This is a genomic window from Streptomyces sp. NPDC031111, assembly GCF_055570675.1.
This window is the reverse complement of the sequence record NZ_JBVIGS010000015.1, coordinates 20,439-43,266: the sequence shown is the minus strand read 5'-3', so window position 1 is coordinate 43,266 and position 22,828 is coordinate 20,439. Positions and strand designations below refer to the sequence as shown.

General features: G+C 71.5%; 15 protein-coding genes. 4 read left to right on the top strand and 11 right to left on the bottom strand.

Translation table 11 applies throughout. The features are described 5' to 3' along the window. Nucleotides 1–36: 36 nt before the first annotated feature. From ACZ470_RS27710 to ACZ470_RS27700, 3 genes are all read right to left on the bottom strand, one after another. Nucleotides 37–429 carry an STAS domain-containing protein gene (locus ACZ470_RS27710; protein WP_468431510.1) on the bottom strand — a complete coding sequence of 131 codons (393 nt, stop codon included), beginning with the start codon at nt 427–429 and terminating at the stop codon, nt 37–39. 102 nt (nt 430–531) lie between these two features. Beyond that, the gene (locus ACZ470_RS27705) at nt 532–2,928 is read right to left on the bottom strand and encodes a SpoIIE family protein phosphatase (RefSeq protein ID WP_468431509.1); all 2,397 of its coding nucleotides are present in this window, start codon (nt 2,926–2,928) and stop codon (nt 532–534) included. Continuing rightward, on the bottom strand, nt 2,925–6,923 hold the full coding sequence (locus ACZ470_RS27700) for a HAMP domain-containing protein (protein ID WP_468431507.1): 3,999 nt from the start codon (nt 6,921–6,923) through the stop codon (nt 2,925–2,927). The genes ACZ470_RS27705 and ACZ470_RS27700 overlap by 4 nt, the downstream gene beginning before the upstream one ends. 350 nt (nt 6,924–7,273) lie before the next feature. On the opposite strand from ACZ470_RS27700, the gene ACZ470_RS27695 reads away from it, so the two are divergent. Then, the gene (locus ACZ470_RS27695; protein ID WP_468431506.1) at nt 7,274–7,645 is read left to right on the top strand and encodes a PRC-barrel domain containing protein; all 372 of its coding nucleotides are present in this window, start codon (nt 7,274–7,276) and stop codon (nt 7,643–7,645) included. 355 nt (nt 7,646–8,000) lie between these two features. Here ACZ470_RS27695 and ACZ470_RS27690 read toward each other — a convergent pair whose 3' ends face one another. Both ACZ470_RS27690 and ACZ470_RS27685 read right to left on the bottom strand, forming a co-directional pair. Continuing rightward, a complete protein-coding gene (locus tag ACZ470_RS27690; RefSeq protein ID WP_468431504.1) occupies nt 8,001–8,435 on the bottom strand; it encodes an ATP-binding protein in 435 nt (144 codons plus the stop codon). A 154-nt stretch (nt 8,436–8,589) separates the two neighbouring features. Beyond that, the gene (locus ACZ470_RS27685) at nt 8,590–10,503 is read right to left on the bottom strand and encodes an AMP-dependent synthetase/ligase (RefSeq protein ID WP_468431503.1); all 1,914 of its coding nucleotides are present in this window, start codon (nt 10,501–10,503) and stop codon (nt 8,590–8,592) included. A 153-nt stretch (nt 10,504–10,656) separates the two neighbouring features. On the opposite strand from ACZ470_RS27685, the gene ACZ470_RS27680 reads away from it, so the two are divergent. Then, a complete protein-coding gene (locus ACZ470_RS27680) occupies nt 10,657–10,890 on the top strand; it encodes a DUF6480 family protein (RefSeq protein ID WP_468431502.1) in 234 nt (77 codons plus the stop codon). 31 nt (nt 10,891–10,921) lie between these two features. On the opposite strand, the gene ACZ470_RS27675 is transcribed toward ACZ470_RS27680, so the two are convergent. From ACZ470_RS27675 to ACZ470_RS27650, 6 genes are all read right to left on the bottom strand, one after another. Then, complete coding sequence (locus ACZ470_RS27675) at nt 10,922–12,010, bottom strand: glutamate--cysteine ligase 2 (protein WP_468431500.1); 1,089 nt, start codon at nt 12,008–12,010, stop codon at nt 10,922–10,924. 105 nt (nt 12,011–12,115) lie between these two features. Beyond that, nucleotides 12,116–14,341, bottom strand: a complete 2,226-nt coding sequence (gene glgB, locus ACZ470_RS27670) for a 1,4-alpha-glucan branching enzyme (protein WP_468431498.1) — start codon at nt 14,339–14,341, stop codon at nt 12,116–12,118. A gap of 2 nt (nt 14,342–14,343) precedes the next feature. Beyond that, nucleotides 14,344–15,702: a maltokinase N-terminal cap-like domain-containing protein gene (locus ACZ470_RS27665; RefSeq protein ID WP_468431496.1), complete on the bottom strand. Its 1,359-nt coding sequence runs from the start codon at nt 15,700–15,702 to the stop codon at nt 14,344–14,346. 28 nt (nt 15,703–15,730) lie between these two features. Beyond that, nucleotides 15,731–17,449 (bottom strand): maltose alpha-D-glucosyltransferase, encoded by a 1,719-nt coding sequence (gene treS, locus ACZ470_RS27660; RefSeq protein WP_468431494.1) that lies wholly within the window; start codon nt 17,447–17,449, stop codon nt 15,731–15,733. Further along, nucleotides 17,446–19,446, bottom strand: coding sequence for an alpha-1,4-glucan--maltose-1-phosphate maltosyltransferase (locus ACZ470_RS27655; RefSeq protein WP_468431492.1), 2,001 nt, complete (start codon nt 19,444–19,446; stop codon nt 17,446–17,448). The genes treS and ACZ470_RS27655 overlap by 4 nt, the downstream gene beginning before the upstream one ends. A gap of 73 nt (nt 19,447–19,519) precedes the next feature. After that, nucleotides 19,520–19,822 (bottom strand): DUF5133 domain-containing protein, encoded by a 303-nt coding sequence (locus ACZ470_RS27650; RefSeq protein ID WP_468431491.1) that lies wholly within the window; start codon nt 19,820–19,822, stop codon nt 19,520–19,522. 352 nt (nt 19,823–20,174) lie between these two features. Between ACZ470_RS27650 and ACZ470_RS27645 the strand changes: the two genes are divergently transcribed. Together ACZ470_RS27645 and glgX are read left to right on the top strand one after the other, a co-directional pair. Beyond that, nucleotides 20,175–20,687 carry a pep a2 gene (locus ACZ470_RS27645; RefSeq protein WP_468431489.1) on the top strand — a complete coding sequence of 171 codons (513 nt, stop codon included), beginning with the start codon at nt 20,175–20,177 and terminating at the stop codon, nt 20,685–20,687. Further along, nucleotides 20,684–22,828, top strand: a complete 2,145-nt coding sequence (gene glgX / locus ACZ470_RS27640) for a glycogen debranching protein GlgX (protein WP_468431488.1) — start codon at nt 20,684–20,686, stop codon at nt 22,826–22,828. The genes ACZ470_RS27645 and glgX overlap by 4 nt, the downstream gene beginning before the upstream one ends.

The window sequence follows — 22,828 nt, the reverse complement described above, 5'->3', positions numbered from 1 at the left end:
CTGTTCTTCTCCTTGTGTTCGTCGCGCCGACAGTACTCAGGACTGCGGTTCGTCCGGGTTCTCGGGCGTCCGGTCCACGCGTTCCAGCGCCTCGTCCACGCTCTCCGAGACCGGGACGGTGATGCTCACGCCGGTCAGGTCGAGGATGCGGCGCACCGCGGGGGCGGGGGAGATGATGTGCACGCTCCCCGGCAGCTCACGGGCCTCCTGATAGACCCGGAGGATGATGTTCATGCCGGACGAGTCCATGAAGGGGACCGCCGACAGGTCGAGCAGGAAGTGCCGGCGGCCGTGATGGAGCTGGTTGGCCAGGTGGTGCTGGAACTCGGTCGCCGTGTCGACGTCCAAGTATCCCTCCACCGTGAGCAGCGCCACGTCCTCACGCGGCAGGGTCACCTCGACGGACAACGGGTCCTGGGCTATGGGCACGAGTACCTCCAACAAGGTGATCAAGCTCTTCGTCGCGCAGCCGCACGTACCCCCGAATCGCCCCGTCATGCCTGGGCCCGCCCACCCGGACCGGTCCGGGTCTCATCCGACCCTGATGCCCACGATGCACGTGTCGTCGTCCGTGTCCGACCTGCTGTACGTGAGCAGCCGGTCCAGACGCTGGTCGAGCGTGCCCGGGACGCCGGCCGCGGTGCTGAGCAGTCCGGCCAGGGACTCCTCCACCGTGCGGTCCCGGCGCTCGATCAGACCGTCCGTGTACATCAGCAGATTGTCCTCGGCGGCCAGCCGCACCTCCGACTCCTCGTACTCCGCCTCGGGAACGGCGCCGAGCAGCATTCCGCGGAGCCGCGGCAGCGGCGCGGCGTCGGTGCCCCGCACCAGCACCGGCGGGAGATGGCCCGCCCGCGCCCAGCGCAGCGTGCGCGAGGCGGGGTCGTACAGGCCGCAGACCGCGGTGGCGGTGACACCGCCCGTCAGATGGTGGGCCACGATGTTCAGCCACGACAGCAGCTGCCCGGGGCCGGCTCCGGTGACGGCGAGCCCGCGCAGGGCGTTGCGCAGGACGACCATGCTGGTCGCCGCCTCGATGCCGTGTCCGGCGACGTCGCCCACGCACAGCAGCACCAGCCGGGACGGCAGCACCACGGCGTCGTACCAGTCGCCGCCCACCAGCTGCTCGGCCTCGGCGGGCCGGTAGCGGACGGCGACGTCGAGGCCCGGCACCTGGAGCGGCGCCTGGGTGGGCGGCATGATGGCGCGCTGGAGTTGCAGCGCGAGCCGGTCGCGTTCGCTGGCGTGCTGCTCGGTGTGCGCCAGCTGGTCGCGGGTGGCCGCCAGCGCCACCTCGGTCCAGTGCTGGGCCGAGATGTCCTGGTAGGCGCCGCGGGTGGTGAGCAGCCGGCCGTCGGTGTCGAGCACCGGCTCGGCGACGACCCGGATGTGCCGGGTCACCCCGTCGGGCCGCTGGAGCCGGAAGGCCGCAGAGGCGGGCCGGCGGTGGTGCAGCAGCGTGCGCAGGAAACGGCCGATGGTGACCGCGTCGTCCGGGTGGGCGTGCGCGGGCAGCTCCTCCAGCGGGATCGGAGGACTGGACCGCGGGCGGCCGTACAGATCGAACAACTGTCCGTTCCAGGTGATCTCGCCGGTCAGCAGGTTCTCCTCGAAACCGCCGATCCGGCCGAGCCGCTGGGCGTGCTGGAGCAGGCTCGCCAGACGGGCCGTCTCGTCCTCGATGCGCCAGATGAACAGGATTCCCGAGCCGTGCCTGCTGACGCTGATGTCCGCGACCGCCGCCAGCGGCACCTGGTCGACGAGCGCGGTCAGGTTCATGCGCCGGGCCCGGAACGGCTCACCCGTGGCGTACACCCGCTCGATCCGCTGGAACAGGTCGCTGTCCCCCGCGGCCATCGGATACGCCTCCAGCAGCAGCGCGCCGCTGACCACGGCACGCGGCCGGCCCGCCGGGTCCAGGAAGCGGCCGTTGACGTGCTGGATGCGGAAGTCCAGCAGGTTCCCGTGCGGGTCCAGGTACGGCACCAGGACGAGGGCAGGGTCGTACAGCCCGTCGGCCAGGTCCATCAGCTCCGCGGCGTCCGCGGCCACCTGCCGCGGCCGGGCCGGGCCGCCCCGCGCCGTACAGGTCTCCAGCGTGTGGGCGCACAGCTCGGCGAGGGCCTCCACCTGGCGGACTATCTGCGGCGGCTGCGCGGGCAGCGGCGTCGGCCAGACGATCTCCAGCACGCCGTACACGCGTCCCCCGGTACCGGCGGGCAGGGCCGCCCGGCCGCCGTCCGGGTGATGGTGCCGGCCGATGCTGGGCAGGCCGCGCTCGGCCGACGACCCGATCCACAGGCCGTCGCGCTCCGCGAGGGCGCACCGGGCGACCGTCGCCACGTCCGGCGGTACGTAGTGCCAGCGCGCCGCCTCGGCCGGGGAGAACCCGGCGCTGCCCGCCAGGGTGAGCGACCCGTCCGCGCCGGCCGCCCAGATCGCCACGGCCACCGCGCCCAGCGGACGCAGCGCCTGCTCGAGGAGGGACTCGGCCACGGCCTGGGTGTCGTCCGCCGCCAGCGCCCCGCTCTCGGCCGCGCGCAGCCGTACGGCGGCGGGCTCCGGCCGCGCCTTCTCGGCGGCCCGGGTGGCGGCCAGGAAGGCGTCCGTCACCTCGGAGACCCGGTCCCGGGCGGCCTGGTTGATGACCTCGACGGCGAACTCCAGCGGGGTCGTCCCCGCCTGCTCGGTGAGCTCGGTGAGCTGGCGTGCGGCCTGCGAGGGACCGCACCCCAGGCGTTCGACCAGGATGCCCTTGGCCAGTTCGATCAGGGCGCGTCCCTCGGCCTCGGCCTGTGCCGCGCGTACCTCCCGGCTGAGCCGCTCCACGGTGGCCGCGAGCCTGCCCACGGGCGAGTCGGCGGACACCCCGCCGGGACCGGCCGCGTGCTCGGGCCGGGACCCGCCCGGCCGCTCGTCCGCGCTCATGCCGGCAGCCAGCGGCGGACACAGGCGATCAGGTCCTGAGTGTCGACCGGCTTGGTGACGTAGTCGCTGGCCCCCGAGGCGAGGCTCTTCTCCCGGTCCCCGGGCATCGCCTTCGCGGTGACGGCGATGATCGGCAGCTCGGCGTACCGCGGCATCGCGCGGATCTCGGCCGTGGCGGCGTAGCCGTCGAGCTCGGGCATCATCACGTCCATCAGGACGAGCGCCACGTCCGGGTTGTTCACCAGTCTCTCGATGCCCTTGCGGCCGTTCTCCGCGTGCAGCACCCGGAAGCCGTGCAGCTCCAGGATCCCGCTGAGCGCGAAGAGGTTGCGGGCGTCGTCGTCCACCACGAGGACGGTGCGGCCCGAGAACGAGCCGTCCACGACGGTCTGCGGCGCCGGCCGCTGCACCTCGTCCGGCCGCACCAGCGACAGCACGTCGCCGGGCTCCTCCGCGGACAGGTGCAGGGCGATGCGCTCGCGCAGCTCGTCGAGGCTGGACAGGAACTCCAGCGCCGTGCCCTCGGCACGGGACCGCAGGTCCTCCTCGACCGCGGCCCCGGCCCGGTGGCCGCTGTGCACCAGCACCGGCACGCTCGCCAGGGCGGAGTCGCCCCGCAGCGCCTCCAGGAACCGGGTGACCTCCTCCTCGGCCATGCCGAGCTCCAGCACCACGCAGTGGCAGGGGTCGGCGGCCAGCGCGCCGGCCGCCTCCTGGGCACCGACGGCGGTGATGATGTCGACCGACGGCCGGGAGGTGCCGTCGCCGTGTGTGACGTCCTGGACCACGCTCTCCGCGACCAGGGTCAGCAGCCCCCGGGGCCGCTCCTCCACGACGAGCAGCCGCCGCGGACGCCGGCCGGACGACGGCCCCGGCTCGATCGCCGCCGGCTGCCGGGCCGGCGCCTCCGGCAGGGCCTCGCCCCGCTCCCCGTCGGGAACCGCGAGCGGGCGCAGCAGCTCCTCGAAGTCCGGCCGGGCAACCGGCAGGAACAGGGTGAACGTGCTGCCCTGGCCCGCGACGCTGTCCACCGTCACCGCGCCGCCCAGCAGGTGGGCGATCTCCCGGGTGATGGACAGGCCCAGCCCCGTGCCCCCGTACTTGCGGCTCGTGGTGCCGTCCGCCTGCTGGAAGGCGCCGAAGATCGCCTCCAGGTGCTGCTCCGGAATGCCCACACCGGTGTCCCGCACCCGGAAGGCCACCACGGGCCCGCCGCGCAGCACACCGCTGGGCACCTCCTCGTCCGGCGCGGGTTCGATCCGGAGCTCCACGCCGCCCCGCTCGGTGAACTTGACCGCGTTGGAGAGCAGGTTGCGCAGGACCTGCCGCAGCCGGGAGTCGTCGGTGAGCAGGTCGGCCGGCGCGCCCGGCGCCGTGGTCACGGTGAAGTCCAGGCTCTTCTGCATCGTCATGGGCCGGAACGTGGCCTCGACGTACTCGATGAGCCGGCGCAGCTCCACCCGCTCGGGGCTGACGTCCATCTTCCCCGCCTCGACCTTCGACAGATCGAGGATGTCGTTGATCAGCTGGAGCAGGTCCGAGCCGGCCGAGTGGATGATCTGCGCGTACTCGACCTGCTTCGGGCTGAGGTTCCGTGAGGGGTTCTGGGCCAGCAACTGGGCCAGGATCAGCAGGCTGTTCAGCGGCGTACGCAGTTCGTGGCTCATGTTCGCCAGGAACTCGGACTTGTACTTCGAGGCCAGCGACAGCTGCTGGGCCCGTGCCTCCAGCTCCTGCCGGGCCTGCTCGATCTGGAGGTTCTTCGCCTCGATGTCCCGGTTCTGCGCCGCCAGCAGCGCGGCCTTGTCCTCCAGTTCGGCGTTGGAGTGCTGGAGTTCCTCCTGCTGGGTCTGCAACTCCGCCGACCGTTCCTGGAGTTCGGCGGTGAGCCGCTGCGACTCCACCAGCAGCTCGTCGGTACGGGCGTTGGCCACGATGGTGTTGACGTTGACGCCGATGGTCTCCATCAGCTGGGCCAGGAAGTCCCGGTGGATCTGGGTGAACGGGGTCACCGACGCGAGCTCGATGACGCCGAGCACCTGTCCCTCGACCACGATGGGCAGCAGCACCAGCGCGGTCGGCACCACCCGGCCGAGCCCGGAGGAGATGGTCACGTAGTCCGGCGGCAGCTCGTCCACCGTGATGGTGCGGCGGCTGCGGGCGGCCTGGCCGACCAGGGTGCGGCCGAACGGGATCCGGGTGAGCCGGTCCTCGTCGTCGGGGTAGCCGTAGGAGCCGACGAGCCGCAGCTCGGGGCCGCGGTCGCCGTCCTCCGCGAGATAGAAGGCGCCGTACTGGGCCGACACCAGCGGCACCAGCTCGTCCATGATCAGCTCGGCGACCACCGGCAGGTCGCGGTGGCCCTGCATCAGGCCGGAGACCCGGGCGAGGTTGGTCTTGAGCCAGTCCTGTTCCTGGTTGGCCCGGGTGGTCTCGCGCAGGGACTCCACCATCGAGTTGATGTTGTCCTTGAGCTCGGCGACCTCACCGGAGGCCTCCACGTTCACGGAGCGGGTCAGGTCGCCCTCGGCGACCGCGCTGGTGACCTCGGCGATCGCGCGGACCTGCCGGGTGAGGTTGCCGGCCAGCTCGTTGACGTTCTCCGTCAGCCGCTTCCACGTGCCGGAGACGCCCTCGACCTCCGCCTGTCCGCCGAGGCGGCCCTCGGTGCCGACCTCGCGGGCGACGCGGGTGACCTCGTCGGCGAAGGCGGAGAGCTGGTCGACCATCGTGTTGATCGTCGTCTTCAGCTCCAGGATCTCGCCGCGCGCGTCGACGTCGATCTTCTTGGACAGGTCGCCCCGGGCCACGGCGGTCGTCACCAGCGCGATGTTGCGCACCTGGCCGGTGAGGTTGTTGGCCATGGAGTTGACGTTGTCGGTGAGGTCCTTCCAGGTGCCCGCGACATGCGGCACGTGCGCCTGTCCGCCGAGGCGGCCCTCGGTGCCGACCTCGCGGGCGACACGGGTCACCTCGTCGGCGAAGGCCGACAGCGTGTCGACCATGGTGTTGATCACCTCGGCCAGTGCGGCGACCTCCCCGGCCGCCTCCACCCTGATCCGCTGCGACAGATCGCCCCGGCCCACCGCGGAGGCGACCTGGGCGATGGAGCGGACCTGGCCGGTCAGGTTGGACGCCATCACGTTGACGTTGTCGGTGAGGTCCTTCCAGGTGCCGGAAACCCCTTGGACCTGCGCCTGTCCGCCGAGGCGGCCCTCGGTGCCGACCTCGCGGGCGACGCGGGTGACCTCGTCGGCGAAGGCGGAGAGCTGGTCGACCATCGTGTTGATGGTGTTCTTCAGCTCCAGGATCTCGCCGCGGGCGTCCACGGTGATCTTCTGTGAGAGGTCGCCCTTGGCGACCGCCGTCGCCACCAGCGCGATGTTGCGCACCTGGCCGGTGAGATTGCCCGCCATGAAGTTCACCGAGTGGGTGAGGTCGCGCCAGGTGCCCTTGACACCCTGCACATCGGCCTGTCCGCCGAGGCGGCCCTCGGTGCCGACCTCGCGGGCGACGCGGGTGACCTCGTCGGCGAAGGCGGAGAGCTGGTCGACCATCGTGTTGATGGTGTTCTTCAGCTCCAGGATCTCGCCGCGGGCGTCCACGGTGATCTTCTGTGACAGATCGCCCTTGGCCACCGCCGTCGTCACCTGGGCGACATTGCGCACCTGCGCGGTGAGGTTGCCCGCCATGGCGTTCACCGAGTCCGTCAGGTCCGCCCAGGTCCCCGAGACCCCCGGCACCTGCGCCTGGCCGCCCAGCGCCCCCTCGGTGCCGACCTCCCGGGCCACGCGCGTCACCTCGGAGGTGAACACCGACAGCTGGTCCACCATCCCGTTGAAGACCTTGGCGATGTCCCCCATGAGGCCGTCCGCGTCGTCCGGCAGCCGGGTGCCGAAGTCCCCGTCCCGTACGGCCGTCAGCCCCGCGAGCAGCCGCCTCAGCTCCTGGTCCCCCGGCGCCGCGTCGGTCCCCTCGGTGCTCTTGCTGGTCATGCGCACCCTCGTTCCGGCAGAGTCAGTGTGCGTTTCCGCAGTTCACGGATTTGCGCGATGAGAAAATACGCCGAAGGCTAACCCAGGTCGCGGGCGCGGAACAAAGCGCTGATCCACCCGGGGAACCGGACCGGAAAAGTGGCACCGAACGGCGCATGGCCTGGTTGTCGAAGGGTACTCGGCAGAATTTTCCCGGGGCGCGCGAGCGATGGAGCGCCAGCGCGCGGTTTCGGTCCCGCGCCGCCGAATGCACCCGCGTCCGCCGGGTATTTGCTGCTGTGGAGCCGGGCGGACCAGGACGCGACCGTGCCCGCTCCGGGGAACCGTCGTCACCGGGGAGGCAACGAGCAGTGCCCATCGACAGCATCTGGTCATACGCGCCGGACCTGGGCCACATCCAGGGGGAGGACCTCACGGGCTACACCGTCGCCGCGAGCGACGGCACCATCGGCCACGTGGACCGGCAGGCCGACCACCACGGCATGCGGCACCTCGTCGTCGACACCGGGGTGTGGGTGTTCGGCCGCAGCCTCCTGGTCCCGGTCGGCGTCGTCGCGGCGGTCGACGCCGGGGAGCGCAGACTCACGGTGTCCTGCACCAGGGCCGAGGTGAAGGCGGCGCCCCGGTTCCGGACCGACAGCGAGACCATGGACCCCGGCTATCTCACCGCGGTCGGTGACTACTACCACCGGCTGCCGCCGCGCGAGAGCCCCACGGGGTGAGCACCGTACCGCGGACGCGTCCGGCCGGCGGCGGCGAGGTGGACAGTGCCGCCGGGGCACGGGCGCACGCCGAGGCCACGGTGCGCGGGCCAACGCCATCCGGCACGGCGCCGGACTGGCCGGCGTTCAGGCCCGGACGACGCGGGAGGGCGTGCGCATCGCCGTCCACGACCACAGCGACGTCGTGCCCGAGGCCGCGGGCGGGACCGGGGCGCCGCCCGCCGCGCACCTCGGCAGCGGCTACGGCCGGCCCCTGGTGGTCAGGCCGGCGCGGGACATCGAAATCCGCCGGCGCCCCGGAGGCGGCAGGACGGTCGGCGTACTGGTCCCGCTGCGGGACGCGTCGTCCCAGGTCTCACCAGGGAAGGAAGACATGGATGTCCTTGCCGTGGTCGTCGCCGACGACGCTGACCTGATCGCACAGCGTGTGGATCAGATGCCAGCCGATCCCGCCGGCGCCGCGATTCGGATGGAAGGGGCGCGGGGCCGGCTCGGTGGGGCTGGTGTCGTGCATCACCACATGCACTCCGTCGAACGTCCTGCGCAGCCGCAGCTGGAACGGCCCCGGCGCGTACTGCACCGCGTTGGCGGCCAGTTCCGTGACCACGAGGAGTATGTCGTCCCAGTGCTCGGGAGCCGACGGCGCCGACACACGGGCCAGGTCGAAGAGGAACTCCTCCGCGACCAGACGTGCGTCGGTCACATCGTGCAGCTCCCCCGGGAAGCTGGCGATGCGGCTCGTGATGTCCTCGGCAGCCAGTGTCCTGTCCCTACGCGGCTCGCGTGCCATCTCGCCTTCCAGGCCCCGTCGTCGCGGGGCAGTAGATCGTTTCTCTGCATCCCCTCGAACTGTGGGTTCCCGTGCGGGCGGAGCCTACGCGCCCGCATGCCCGTGCCCGGTCGGTGACAAACACGTCACCCACCGGGCACGGGCATGCCCGCGCCTACGGCCTGCCGCGGAAGACGTTGTCCGCGTCGTCCCAGACGGACGACTCCTGCGCGGCCGACGTCCGGCCCGGACGGGTGCGCGACTGGTACATCGCGTCGATCTCCAGGGCGTGGCGCCGCACGATCTCGTCACGGCGCAGCTTCATCGACGGTGTCAGCAGCCCGTTGGCCACGTCGAACGGCTCGGGCAGCACCCGGAACACCCGGATCGACTCCGACCGCGACACACTGCTGTTGGCCGCCGCGACCGCCCGCGCGATCTCCTCCCGCAGCGCGTTCTCCTCCCGCGCCTCCCGGGCCGGCGCGTCGCCCGGCAGCGACAGCGCGGCCCGCCAGTCGCTCAGGAACTCCGGGTCCAGCGTGATCAGGGCGCCCACGCACGGCCGGTTGTCGCCCACGACGACGGCCTGGTGGACGAGCGGGTGCATGCGCAGCCGCTGCTCCAGGGCGGCCGGCGCGACGCTCTTGCCGCTGCTGGTGATGATGATGTCCTTCTTGCGGCCGGTGATCGTGAGGTAGCCCTCGGAGTCCAGCCGCCCGAGATCCCCCGTGGCCAGCCAGCCGCCGCGCAGCGCGGCCCGGGTGGCGTCCTCGTCGCCCACGTACCCCTGGAACACCGCCGGCCCGCGCACCAGGATCTCCCCGTCGTCGGCCAGCCGGATCTCGGTGCCCGGCAGCGCCTGCCCCACCGTGCCGGACTTCTCCCGGCCGAACGGCTGCATCGTCGCCGCGCCGCTGGTCTCGGTGAGTCCGTAGCCGTCGTGGACGTAGATGCCGATGCCCTCGTAGAACAGGCTGAGCTCGCGGTTGAGCGTCGAGCCCCCGGAGGTGGCCCGCAGCACCCGGCCGCCCAGCACGCCCCGCAGCCTGCGGTAGACCGTGCGCTCGTACAGGGCGTGCTGCAACCGCAGATCGAAGCCCGGCCCCGGGCCGCGGCCCAGCCGCTGGCGTTCCACCGCGGCGGCGAAGTCCCGTGCCGTGCCCGCGGCCCGCTCGAACAGGGCACCGCGCCCCGACTGCTGTGCCGCGTGCAGGAAGTTCTTGTAGATCTTCTCCAGCAGCGACGGCACGGCGTACAGATAGGTGGGCCGGAAGGTGCGCAGGGCCGACGACAGGGCCTCCCCGCCTATGTCGGGCTCGTGGCCCATCAGCAGGCCCCCGCGGACACAGAGAATCTGGATCATCAGGCCGTAGACGTGCGAGAACGGCAGGAACGCGAGGACGGCGGCCTGCTCACCGGCCGGCGCCGCGATATGGCCCCAGCCCTCCAGCAGGGTGTCGCACATGAAGGCCAGGCCGCGATGGCTCAGCGCACAGCCCATGGCGTGACCGGACGTGCCGGAGGTGTAGGCCACGACGGCCGTGGAGTCCGGCAGGACGATGCGGCGCATCGAGTCGACCGTGGCCAGCGGGAGGAACTCGCCGCGCGCCACCAGCTGGTCCAGCGCCCCCGCGTCCAGCTGCCACACGTGCCGCAGCCGCGGCAGCGCCGCGCACACCGACCCGACGGTCATCACGCCCTGCTCGTCCTCCACCAGCACGGCCACACAGCCGGCGTCCCGGAGGATCCACTCCACCTGCTCGCGCGAGGAGGTCGGGTAGATGGGCACGATCTCGGCGCCGACCGTCCACAGGGCGTGGCCCAGCAGGGTCCACTCGTAGCGGGTGCGCGCCATCACGGCCACCCGGTGGCCCGGCGCGATGCCGGAGGCGACCAGGCCCTTGGCCAGGGCGACCACCTCGTCACGGAACTCGACGGCGGTGATCTCCTCCCAGGTCGCCGAGCCCGGCCCGGTACGGTGGGCGAGCATCGGCAGGGTGGGGCTCTCGGCCGCCCTCTCGAAGAGGCTGTCCGCGAGGCCGCCGGTCAGGGGCGAGGCGGGCGAGGGAGCGGGAGCGAGGTCGCGCATGCAACTGCTCCTGACGTGTACGGGGTGTGACTCGGCCGATGAGTACCGTCACCGGCGGTGCCTGAATGTAGCCGAGCCGGAGCGCCCCCGCGCCGGGATCGCGACAAGTGTGTCCACACTGATGATCTCGCCGCTTCGGGGGACCCGGACGGCATGACATACGTCAATCCAGATCCCGATCCGGAACGCAGCACCGGCCTCGAACCGGGCGGCGGCGTACCCCCCGGCGAGACCCCGCCCGCGGAGAGCAGCATGCCCGAGGCGGGCCCCCGGGAGACGCACAACCCGACCAAGGGCTGGGCCAAGGGACCCCTGGCCGTGATCAGCGTCCTCGTGCTGCTGATCGCGGCGTTCTTCCTGGTCTACGCCTTGATCCTCATCTTCTGACCCACGACCCCGAGGAGCGGCTCCGTACGCCCTACGCCTGGGTGTGCCGCACGCACTCCGTGACGACGTCCCGCAGACTCCCCGTCCGTTCCAGCAGGGCGCGCTGCACCTGTGCACCGTTGCCGTCCCGCAGCAGCCGTGCGCAGCCCTCGCGGGCGCGCTCGAGATCCCCGTTGGCCTCCAGGGCCTCGGCCGCATGGTCGAGGAGGGCCCGTACGACCGTCTCGGCCGGCATGCGGCGCATCGTCTCCGGATGGAGCAGCTCGCCCGTCAGCCCGGACCGGGCCGCCTGCCAGGCGGCCAGCCGGAGCAGGCTGACCCCGGGGTCCAGCGGCTCCCGGCCGTCCCGCCACTCGCGTGCCGCGGTCTCCACCAGCCCCCGCGCGAGGGTGGCGATCAGCCCCGCCGTCCCCGCGTGCAGACAGACGTCGGAGACCCGGATCTCCACCGTCGGATACCGCTGGGACAGCCGCGCGTCGAAGTAGACCATCGCCTCGTCGAGGATGGCGCCGGTGGCCACCATGTCGGCGACCTGCCGGTGATAGCGCTCGGCCGAACCGAACATCTCGGTCGGACCGGCCGACGGCCAGCGCTGCCAGACCCGGCTGCGGTAGCTGCTGTACCCCGTCTCCTCGCCCTGCCAGAACGGCGAGTTCGCGCTCAGCGCCGCCAGCACCGACAGCCAGGGCCGCAGCCGGTCCACGACGCCGACGCCCTCCTCGTCGGAGTCGACGGACACATGGACGTGGCAGCCCATGACGAGCTGCTCCCGGGTGGCGATGCCGTACTGCTCCTCCATCCACTGGTACCGCCGGTTGATGCCGATGGACGGGCTGACCGGCAGCGGCGAGGTGGCCAGCGCGGCGACCGTGCAGCCGATCTCCTCGGCGTGTCCGGCGGCCTCCTTGCGGCAGCGGACGATCTCCGCGTGCAGGCTCTCCATCGAGGACTGCGGATGCGTGGCGAACTCCAGCATCTGCTCGTGCAGTTCCTTCTCGAAGACGTCCTGCTCCGCGCCGTCCCGGGCGGCCCGGGCGAGGACCGCCGCGGACATCGCCCGCGGTTCACCGGACTCCGGATCGACCAGGAGGAGCTCCTCCTCCACTCCGACGGTGCGCACCTGCTGCCGCCCTTCTGTGACCTGCCGCGACGCCGAGAAGCCCTCGGCCGTACGACCCCGAATGCCCCGGTGGGCGCACGGGACACCTGACGGCGTCGCGGGAACTCACAGATCGACCGGCGTCAGCCACACCGTCGCGAGCGGCGGCAGGGTGAGCCGGACGTGGCCGTCCTCCGGTTTGACCGGATCCGGGTGGGTGACGTCGCCGCCGCCGTAGTGCGCGGCGTCGGTGTTGAGGATCTCCTGCCAGGCGATCACGTCGTCGCCGACCGCGAGCGCGTAGTCGTGGCGGACCACGGGGGAGAAGTTCGACACCGCGAGCAGCGGGCGGCCCTCGGTGTCGTACCGCAGGAACGCGAAGACGTTGTCGTCGGCGGCGTCGACCGCCACCCACCGGAAGCCGGACGGGTCGGTGTCGCGCTGCCACAGCGCCGGGGTCGCCCGGTAGCGGGCGTTGAGGTCGCGCACCAGGTCCCGCACCCCGCGGTGGTCGCCCGCCGAGTGGTATCCGTCGTCGAGCAGCCACCACTCCGGACCGGCCGTCTCGGACCACTCGGCGCCCTGCGCGAACTCCTGCCCCATGAACAGCAGCTGCTTGCCGGGGTGGGCCCACATGAAGCCGAGGTACGCGCGGACGTTGGCGCGCCGCTGCCACCAGTCGCCGGGCATCTTCGACACCAGCGCCTGCTTGCCGTGCACCACCTCGTCGTGGGAGATCGGCAGCACGTAGTTCTCGCTGTAGGCGTACACCATCGCGAACGTCATCTCGTGGTGGTGGTACTTGCGGTGCACCGGCTCGTGGGAGACGTACTCCAGCGAGTCGTGCATCCAGCCCATGTTCCACTTGAAGCCGAACCCGAGGCCGCCGGCGTCGGTGGGCCGGGTCACCCCGCCCCACGCCGTGGACTCCTCCGCGATGGTCACGACCCCGGGGCAGCGCCGGTACACGGTCGCGTTCATCTCCTGGAGGAACGCCATGGCCGCCAGGTCCTCGCGTCCGCCGTACGCGTTCGGCTCCCACCCGCCGTCCTCGCGCGAGTAGTCCAGGTAGAGCATGGAGGCCACGGCGTCCACGCGCAGGCCGTCGATGTGGAACTCCTGGCACCAGTACACGGCGTTCGCGACCAGGAAGTTGCGCACCTCGGTGCGGGCGAAGTCGAAGGTGTACGTCCCCCAGTCGGGGTGCTCCGCGCGCCGGGAGTCCCCGGGCTCGTACAGCGGGTCCCCGTCGAACCGGGCCAGCGCCCAGTCGTCCTTCGGGAAGTGCGCCGGGACCCAGTCCATGATCACGCCGATGCCGGCCCGGTGCAGCGCGTCGATCAGGTACTTGAAGTCGTCCGGCGAGCCGAGCCGCGCGGTCGGCGCGTAGAACCCGGTGACCTGGTAGCCCCAGGACGGGCCGAAGGGATGTTCGGCGACCGGCATCAGCTCCACATGGGTGAAGCCGAGGTCCTGGACGTACGCGGGCAGCACCTCGGCGAGTTCGCGGTACGTCAGCCCCGGCCGCCACGACGGCAGATGCACCTCGTACACGGAGAACGGCGCCTCGTGCACGGGCGTGGCGGCCCGCCGCGCGAACCACTCGGCGTCGCCCCACTCGTAGTGCGAGGCCGTCACCACGGACGCCGTGTTCGGCGGCGCCTCCGTGCGGCGGGCCATCGGGTCGGCCTTCAGGAACCGGTGGCCGTAGCGGGAGTGGATCTCGAACTTGTAGCAGGTGCCCTCGCCGACGCCCGGCAGGAACAGCTCCCACACCCCGGACGAGCCGAGCGAGCGCATCGGGAACGCCGTGCCGTCCCAGTACGTGAAGTCCGCGGCGATCCGCACGCCCTGCGCGTTCGGCGCCCACACCGTGAAGCGGGTGCCGGTGACGCCCTGGTGGGTCATCGGGTGCGCGCCGAGCGCCGTCCACAGCTCCTCGTGCCGGCCCTCGCCGATCAGATGCAGGTCGAACTCGCCGAGCGCGGGCAGGAACCGGTACGGATCGTGCGTCTCGACGGGCTCGTCGTCGCCGTACGCCACCGCCAGCGTGTACGCCGGGATCGCGTCCAGCGGCAGCACGCCGGAGAAGAGGCCGTCGCCCTCCGAGACGAGCGGGGTGCGCTCGCCGTCGACGACGACGCTCACCTCGCGTGCGAAGGGGCGCAGCGCCCGGAAGGCGATACCGCCGGGCACCGGATGGGCGCCGAGCAGCGCGTGCGGATCGTGGTGGGCGCCCGCCAGCAGGCGCCCCCGGTCGGTCGGGTCGAGGGCGGGTGCCGTTCCGTGCGCCGCGGGGGCGGACGGAACGGGCCCGGCCGACTCGGGCAGCGCAGTGTCTCGCAAAGCCACGTTCAGTCTCCTCTCACGGCGAGGCGCTCGATCGCCGCCATGGGTACGGGCAGCCAGTCGGGTCGGTGCCGGGCCTCGTACAGCACCTCGTACACGGCACGGTCCGTCTCGTAGGCGCGGAGCAGTCCGTGCTTCTTGCGCGGGTCCCAGCCGGCGCGGGCGGCATAGCCCGCGCAGTAGGCCTCACGGCAGCGGCGCGCCCACTCCGGCCGCCAGGGGCGGCGCTGGCGGGCGGCGTAGTCGAAGGAGCGCAGCATCCCGGCGATGTCCCGCACGGGGGAGTGGGCGCTGCGCCGTTCGGAGAGGGGCCGGGACGGCTCGCCCTCGAAGTCGATGACGAACCACTCGCGCCCCGCCCGCAGCACCTGTCCCAGATGCAGGTCGCCGTGGATGCGCTGGGCGGGCGGCCCGGCGTCGCAGGTGGCCAGGGCGGCGAAGGCGGTCCGCAGCCCCGGCACGAACGGCTGGAGCGCGGGGACGGCGTGCGCGGCGGCGGTCAGCCGCTCGGTCATCGCCGCCGCCGTCCGCCCGTTCTCCCCGGGCGCGCCGATGGGGAACGCCGAGGACAGCGCCAGATGGACGTCCGCCGTGGCCCGGCCGAGGGCGTGCGACTGCGCGGTGAAGTCGTCACCGGCGGCGAGCGCGTCCAGGGCCAGGGTCCAGCCGTCGGAGGCGTTGCGCAGATACGGCTGGAGCACGCCCAGCGTCGCCTTGAACGGATGCGTGGTGCGGAACCAGGCCACCGGGGCGGGGACCCGGTGGCAGCCCTGCCGGGCCAGCGCCCCCGGCACCTCCAGATCCGGGTTGACACCGGGCTGGATGCGGCGGAACAGCTTCAGGATGTACTCGTCGCCGTACACCAGCGAGGAGTTGGACTGCTCGGCGGTCATCAGGCGCGGCACCAGCCGGGCGGGCACCTCCTGGGAGGCGTCGCACTCGAAGCGCAGCGGCCCCGCGGTGCCGGGGCGGCGCAGCCGCTCCAGGAGCAGCTGGGCGGCGCGCGGGTCGTGCAGGGCGTCGTAGACCGTCAGCCCGGCCAGCCGCCCGTCCAGCACCCTGCCGATGAGCGCCTTGCCGAGTCGCGGCGAGGGGTGCTCCCGCACACCGAGCAGGAGCTGGTAGCAGTCACCGGCCGGGAGGGTGCCCCCGGGAGCGGGCACGCCTCCGTGCGCGGCGTGCACCAGCACATGCAGACAGCCCGGGAACAGCTCGGTCATCGACAGCACACCGAGGTCGGTGACGGGCCGGTCCTTGCCGGCGAACCAGCGTTGCAGCGGCAGCCACTCGCGGAGCAGCCCGGCGAGCGACTCCATGGGCTCGGCGGGCGCGCTTCGCGGCCGCAGGAATGCGGTCTTCGTCATGGTGACGCCTCCTCTCGCCGGCACACGCTCACAGTCGTCGGCCGATGCGGGATGCGGCTCGGGTGAGCCGGAACCAGTAGAAGCCGTGGCCCCCGAGGGTCAGCAGATACGGCAGCTCACCGATGGCCGGGAAGCGCACTCCGCCGAACAGCTCCACCGGGTGGCGTCCGTCGAACTCGCGCAGGTCCAGCTCGGTGGGCTGGGCGAAGCGGGAGAAGTTGTTCACACAGAGCACCAGGTCGTCGTCGTATTCGCGCAGGAAGGCGAGGACGGCGGGGTTGGAGGAGGGCAGTTCGGTGTAGGAGCCGAGGCCGAAGGCGGGGTTCTGCTTGCGGATCTCGATCATCCGGCGGGTCCAGTGCAGCAGCGAGGACGGGGACGCCATCGATGCCTCGACGTTGGTGACCTGGTAGCCGTAGACCGGGTCCATGATCGTCGGCAGGAAGAGCCGGCCGGGGTCGGAGGAGGAGAAGCCGGCGTTGCGGTCCGGGGTCCACTGCATGGGGGTGCGGACGGCGTCGCGGTCGCCGAGCCAGATGTTGTCGCCCATGCCGATCTCGTCGCCGTAGTAGAGGATCGGCGAGCCGGGGAGGGCGAGGAGGAGGGCGGTGAAGAGCTCGATCTGGTTGCGGTCGTTGTCCAGCAGCGGGGCGAGGCGGCGGCGGATGCCGATGTTGGCGCGCATGCGGGGGTCCTTGGCGTACTCGGCCCACATGTAGTCGCGTTCCTCGTCGGTGACCATCTCCAGGGTCAGCTCGTCGTGGTTGCGCAGGAAGATGCCCCACTGGCAGCCGGACGGGATGGCCGGGGTCTTGGCGAGGATCTCGGAGACGGGGTAGCGGGACTCGCGGCGCACGGCCATGAAGATCCGGGGCATGACGGGGAAGTGGAACGCCATGTGGCACTCGTCGCCGCCGACGGAGTAGTCGCCGAAGTAGTCGACCACGTCCTCCGGCCACTGGTTCGCCTCCGCGAGCAGCACCGTGTCGGGGTACTGGCTGTCGATCTCCTTGCGCACCCGCTTCAGGAACGCGTGCGAGGCGGGAAGGTTCTCGCAGTTGGTGCCCTCGGCCGCGTACAGATACGGCACCGCGTCCAGCCGGAACCCGTCGATGCCCAGGTCCAGCCAGAAACGCAGGGCCGCCAGGATCTCCTCCTGCACGCGCGGGTTCTCGTAGTTGAGGTCCGGCTGGTGGGAGAAGAAGCGGTGGAAGTAGTACTGCCCCCGCACCGGGTCGTACGTCCAGTTCGACGCCTCGGTGTCCACGAAGATGATCCGCGCGTCCGGGTAGCCCTTGTCGTCGTCCGCCCAGACGTAGAAGTCGCCGTACTGGCCGTCGGGGTCCTTCCTCGACTCCTGGAACCACGGGTGTTCGTCGCTGGTGTGGTTCATGACGAAGTCGATGATCACGCGCATGCCGCGCTGGTGTGCGGCGTCGACGAACTCCACGAAGTCGGCGAGGTCGCCGAAGTCGGGCAGGACGGCGGTGTAGTCGGCGACGTCGTAGCCGCCGTCGCGCAGGGGCGACTTGAAGAAGGGCGGCAGCCAGAGGCAGTCGACGCCCAGCCATTGCAGGTAGTCCAGTTTGGCGGTCAGACCCTTCAGGTCGCCGATGCCGTCACCGTTGCTGTCCTGGAAGGAGCGGACGAGCACCTCGTAGAAGACGGCTCGTTTGAACCACTCCGGGTCCCGGTCCCTGACGGGGGTGTCCTCGAAGGTGTCCGGCACCGGCTCGTTCACGGTCATGACGCTCCTGGCCCTCCGTGTCGCTGTACGGCGGGCGGTCGCTGGACGTGCAGGACATGCGCGGGAGCCCGCCCCGGCTCCAGCCGCACGTAATTGGTGCTGCCCCAGCGGTAGGTCTCCTCGGTGAGCTCGTCGCGCACCGGTACCGACTCGTGCCATTCCAGGCCGAGTTGCGGCATGTCCAACGAGACCGTGGCCTCCTGGGTGTGATGGGGGTCGAGATTGGCGACCACGAGCACGACATCGGAGCCGCTGCGCTTGCTGTACGCGATGACGGAGTCGTTGTCGGTCCGGTGGAAGCGGAGGTTCCTGAGCCGGTGGAGCGCGGGGTGTGCGCGTCGGATGGTGTTGAGCCGGGTGATGAGGGGGGTGATGGTGCGGCCCTCGCGTTCGGCGGTGTCCCAGTCGCGGTGCCTGAGCTGGTACTTCTCGCTGTCGAGGTATTCCTCGGAGCCCTCGCGCAGGGGGGTGTTCTCGCAGAGTTCGTAGCCGCTGTAGATGCCCCAGGTGGGGGAGAGGGTGGCGGCCAGGACGGCGCGGACCTCGAAGGCGGGGCGTGAGCCGTGCTGGAGGTAGGCGTGCAGGATGTCGGGGGTGTTGGCGAAGAAGTTGGGCCGCATGTAGGAGGCGGCCTCCCCCGAGAGTTCGGTGAGGTACTCGGTCAGTTCCTGTTTGGTGGTGCGCCAGGTGAAGTAGGTGTAGGACTGCTGGAAGCCGATCTGGGCGAGGGTGTGCATCATCGCGGGGCGGGTGAACGCCTCGGCGAGGAAGATGACGTCGGGGTCGGTGCGGTTGATCTCGCCGATCACCCGTTCCCAGAAGACGACGGGTTTGGTGTGGGGGTTGTCGACGCGGAAGATCCGTACGCCGGTGTCCATCCAGTGCCGCAGCACGCGGCAGGTTTCGGCGATGAGGCCGTCGAGGTCGGCGTCGAAGGCGATGGGGTAGATGTCCTGGTACTTCTTCGGCGGGTTCTCGGCGTAGGCGATCGAGCCGTCGGGGCGGTGGTGGAACCATTCGGGGTGCTTGTGCACCCAGGGGTGGTCGGGGGAGCACTGGAGCGCGAAGTCCAGGGCCACCTCCAGGCCGAGGTCGCCGGCGCGGCGCACGAAGCGGGTGAAGTCGTCCAGGGTGCCGAGCCGGGGGTGGACGGCGTCGTGGCCGCCTTCGGGGGAGCCGATGGCCCAGGGGACGCCGACGTCGTCGGGGCCGGCGTTGAGGGTGTTGTTGGGGCCTTTGCGGTAGGTGGTGCCGATGGGGTGGATGGGTGGGAGGTAGACGACGTCGAAGCCCATCGCGGCGATGGCGGGGAGGCGTCGGGCGGCGGTGTCGAAGGTGCCGTGGGGCTGGGTGGGGGTGCCTTCGGAGCGGGGGAAGAACTCGTACCAGGAGCCGTACAGGGCCCGCTCGCGTTCCACCAGCAGGGGCAGCGGGTCGCTGCTGGTGACCAGTTCCCGCAGCGGGTGCCGGGCGAGCACCGCGGCCACCTCCGGCGTCAACGCCGCCGCCAACCGGGTGGCACAGGGCAGGGAGTCGTCCCGCAGGGTCTCGGCCGCGGCGAGGACCACGTCCTGTCCGTCGCCCCGCGGAACCCCGGCGGCCGCGCGCTCATGCAGGTCGGCGCCCTCCTCCAGAACCAGTCCCGTGTCGATGCCGGCCGGGACCTTGATGGCGGCGGTCCTGCGCCAGGTGGCCACGGGGTCGCCCCAGGCCTCGACCCGGTAGCTCCACCGGCCCGGGCCGCCGGCCACGACGACCTCCGCGCCCCACCGGTCGCTGCCGGGCGCCAGCTCCCGCATCGGCGTGAACGGACCCGGGCGTCCCTCGGGGTCCTTCAGCACCACATTGGCGGCCACCGCGTCGTGCCCCTCCCGGAAGAGGGTGGCGGTGACCTCGAACGTCTCGCCCACGACGGCCTTCGCCGGCCGCCTGCCGCAGTCGACGGACGGCCGGACGTCCCGTACCGGGATACGACCGATGGTCCGGGTCGTCTTCATGGGTCTGTGCACCTCCGCCGTGCTCGACGCCCGGGCGGTCGCCCGGGCGTGGGACCAGACAGCGGCGGGAAGGTCACTGCCTTCCCGCCGGGGAGCGCCGCTCGACGGCCGGCGGACCTCGTCGGACCGCGGCCGCCGGACGGGGCCTGTCGTTCTGCTCCTGGAGATAGGTGACGAGAGTGGTGCGCAGATACCGTTCGGCGGCGTCCGCCGCCTCCCGCGCGCAGCGCTTGCCCATCAGGACGCAGAGGGTGTAACCGGAGTCCTCGAAGGTGGCCCGCACCGTGTGATCGGTGGGAGCCGCCAGCATCACGCGTTCCCAGGCCCGGTACCGACGCAACTGGCGGGCAACTTCGGCTTTGGCGGGTAGCAGCATGGCGCCGTTCACCTTTCCGGGGCTCGATGGGAGCGCGTTGTCCCGACGGTCGGGCGGCATCCGTGCGCGCAGGTGCACGGACCCGTAACGGCGATCGAGGTCTTCACACATGGTGCACGCGTGGTGACCCAACGTCTTGTTGGCGTTTCAACCATTTTGTGCGCCGTGTGGCGGCCGTATTCCGCTCGGTTGTCGCACCATGCGCATCGGTCGTGCGCTCGTGTTGCACGAACGGACCAACCCCCTCACCCTGAAGGTGACTCAGAAGCGACATCCGCTCACGTTCCGTGTCCGGGGGCTTGCCCCGAAGGGGCGAGGAGGGACGAGAGTCTCGCGTGAGGAGCCAACGACCATGAAGACCGCAGTGCCCTGCTACTACCACCTCGACGTGGAAGTCAGCCCCGAGAGGGTGGGACAGGTCAGCCGCATACTGGCCGCTCACCTCCGGTTCTGGGACCTGGAGAATCTGATGGAGACCGTCTGCGGCGGCGCCGAGATGCTGCTGCGGGCCATCGACGAGCACGCCACCGACAAGAACACGTCGATCGAGATGTGGTGGAACGGCCAGCACCTCATCACGGCCATCGGGGACAACGACCGCGCCCTCCGTCCCGACCAGGAACTGCGCGGCTGCCTCGAGCACATCGCGGCGAGCAGCGACGGCTGGGGCTGCTGCGCCACCGAGAACGGCAGCAAGGTCATCTGGTTCTCGCAGCGCGCCCGCGCCGGCGAACGCGTCCCGCTCGTGCCGACCACGCCCGACCCGCGCGAGAGCGAGGGCCTGGACCTGCCCCGCGAGCCGAGTGTCGCCCAGCTGACCGGCCGGGTGCGAACGCCGGGCGGCCTCCTGGAGGAGGTCCGGTGACCCGGCGACAGACCCGGAAAGGGGCGCCCGCGTGGAGCGGGCGCCCCTACCCGCTTGGTGCGGCCCACGACGGCGAGGGCACCAACTTCGCGCTCTTCAGCGAGGTCGCCGAACGCGTCGACCTGGTCCTGGTCGACGACGACGGCCGGCACCGCACCGTACGGCTCACCGAGGTCGACGGCTTCGTCTGGCACGGCTACCTCCCGGGCGTCGGGCCCGGACAGCGCTACGGCTACCGGGTGCACGGGCCCTGGGCCCCGGCGGCCGGCGACCGCTGCAACCCGGCGAAGCTGCTCCTCGACCCCTACGCGACCGCCGTCGACGGGCAGATCGACAACCACCCCTCGCTGTACGAGCGCAGCCCGCACGGGCCCGACCCCGCCGACAGCGCCGGACACACCATGCTCGGCGTGGTGACCGACCCGGCCTTCGACTGGGGCGACGACACCCCGCCCTGCCGCCCCTACTCCGACACCGTGATCTACGAGGCCCACGTCAAGGGCCTCACCCGCACCCACCCCGACGTCCCCGCCGAACTCCGCGGCACCTACGCCGGGCTGGCGCACCCCTCGGTGGTCGAGCACCTGACCTCGCTCGGCGTCACCGCGGTGGAACTGATGCCGGTCCACCAGTTCGTCCACGACGGCGTGCTCCAGGGCCGCGGCCTGGCCAACTACTGGGGCTACAACACCATCGGCTTCTTCGCCCCGCACAACGCCTACGCCGCCCACGGCACCCGCGGCCGGCAGGTCACCGAGTTCAAGGAGATGGTGAGGACCCTGCACGCGGCCGGACTCGAGGTGATCCTCGACGTCGTCTACAACCACACCGCCGAGGGCAACGAGAAGGGCCCCACGCTCTCCTTCCGGGGCATCGACAACTCCTCGTACTACCGCCTGGTGGACGGCGACTGGTCGCACTACTACGACACCACCGGCACCGGCAACAGCCTGCTGATGCGCCACCCCTACGTACTCCAGCTGATCATGGACTCGCTCAGATACTGGGTCACCGAGATGCACGTCGACGGCTTCCGCTTCGACCTCGCGGCCACCCTGGCCCGGCAGTTCCACGAGGTGGACCGGCTGTCGGCGTTCTTCGACCTGATCCAGCAGGACCCGGTGATCAGCCGCGTCAAACTGATCGCCGAGCCCTGGGACGTCGGCGAGGGCGGCTACCAGGTGGGCAACTTCCCGCCGCTGTGGTCGGAGTGGAACGGCAAGTACCGGGACGCCGTACGGGACTTCTGGCGCGGCGAGGAGCACACCCTCGGCGAGTTCGCCTCCCGGCTCACCGGCTCCGCCGACCTCTACGCCCACAGCAGACGCCGCCCCCGCGCCAGCGTCAACTTCGTCACCGCGCACGACGGTTTCACCCTGCGCGACCTCGTCTCGTACAACGACAAGCACAACGAGGCCAACGGCGAGGGCAACCGGGACGGCGAGAGCGCCAACCGGTCCTGGAACTGCGGCGCGGAGGGCGCCACCCGCGACCCGGCCGTGCTGGAACTGCGCGCCCGCCAGCAGCGCAACTTCCTCGCCACCCTGCTGCTGTCGCAGGGCATCCCCATGCTCTCCCACGGCGACGAACTCGGCCGCACCCAGCGCGGCAACAACAACGCCTACTGCCAGGACAACGAGATCAGCTGGATCGACTGGCGGCTCACTGACGAGCGGCGCGACCTGCTGGACTTCACGCGCACGCTCATCTCCCTCCGCCTCGCCCACCCGGTGCTGCGCCGCCGCCGCCACTTCCGCGGCGAGACCGTACGCCACGCCGACCAGCCGCTGCCCGACCTGGTGTGGCTGCTGCCGGACGCGCGGGAGATGACCGACGACGACTGGCGGCGCTCGGACGCCCACTCGGTCGGGGTGTTCCTCAACGGCGACGCCATCGCCGAACCCGACCCGCGCGGCCGGCGCGTGGTCGACGACTCCTTCCTGCTGCTGCTGAACAGCCACTGGGAACCCGCCGTGTTCCGGCTGCCGCCCGCCGCGTACGGCGAGCGCTGGACGGCGCTGATCGACACCGCCGACCCGGAGGGCACGCCCGACGAGGCGGAGCACAAGGCCGGCACCACCCTCACCGTGGGGGCCCGCAGCCTGGTCCTGCTGTCGCGCCCGTCCCGCACGCGGGGCTGA

Coding starts and splice junctions, on each gene's coding strand:
- ACZ470_RS27690 (WP_468431504.1), bottom strand. CDS start 8,435: ATGGCACGCGAGCCGCGTAGGGACAGGACACTGGCTGCCGAGGACATC.
- ACZ470_RS27685 (WP_468431503.1), bottom strand. CDS start 10,503: ATGCGCGACCTCGCTCCCGCTCCCTCGCCCGCCTCGCCCCTGACCGGC.
- ACZ470_RS27650 (WP_468431491.1), bottom strand. CDS start 19,822: ATGCTGCTACCCGCCAAAGCCGAAGTTGCCCGCCAGTTGCGTCGGTAC.
- ACZ470_RS27645 (WP_468431489.1), top strand. CDS start 20,175: ATGAAGACCGCAGTGCCCTGCTACTACCACCTCGACGTGGAAGTCAGC.
- ACZ470_RS27700 (WP_468431507.1), bottom strand. CDS start 6,923: ATGACCAGCAAGAGCACCGAGGGGACCGACGCGGCGCCGGGGGACCAG.
- ACZ470_RS27680 (WP_468431502.1), top strand. CDS start 10,657: ATGACATACGTCAATCCAGATCCCGATCCGGAACGCAGCACCGGCCTC.
- ACZ470_RS27705 (WP_468431509.1), bottom strand. CDS start 2,928: ATGAGCGCGGACGAGCGGCCGGGCGGGTCCCGGCCCGAGCACGCGGCC.
- ACZ470_RS27665 (WP_468431496.1), bottom strand. CDS start 15,702: ATGACGAAGACCGCATTCCTGCGGCCGCGAAGCGCGCCCGCCGAGCCC.
- treS (WP_468431494.1), bottom strand. CDS start 17,449: ATGACCGTGAACGAGCCGGTGCCGGACACCTTCGAGGACACCCCCGTC.
- ACZ470_RS27655 (WP_468431492.1), bottom strand. CDS start 19,446: ATGAAGACGACCCGGACCATCGGTCGTATCCCGGTACGGGACGTCCGG.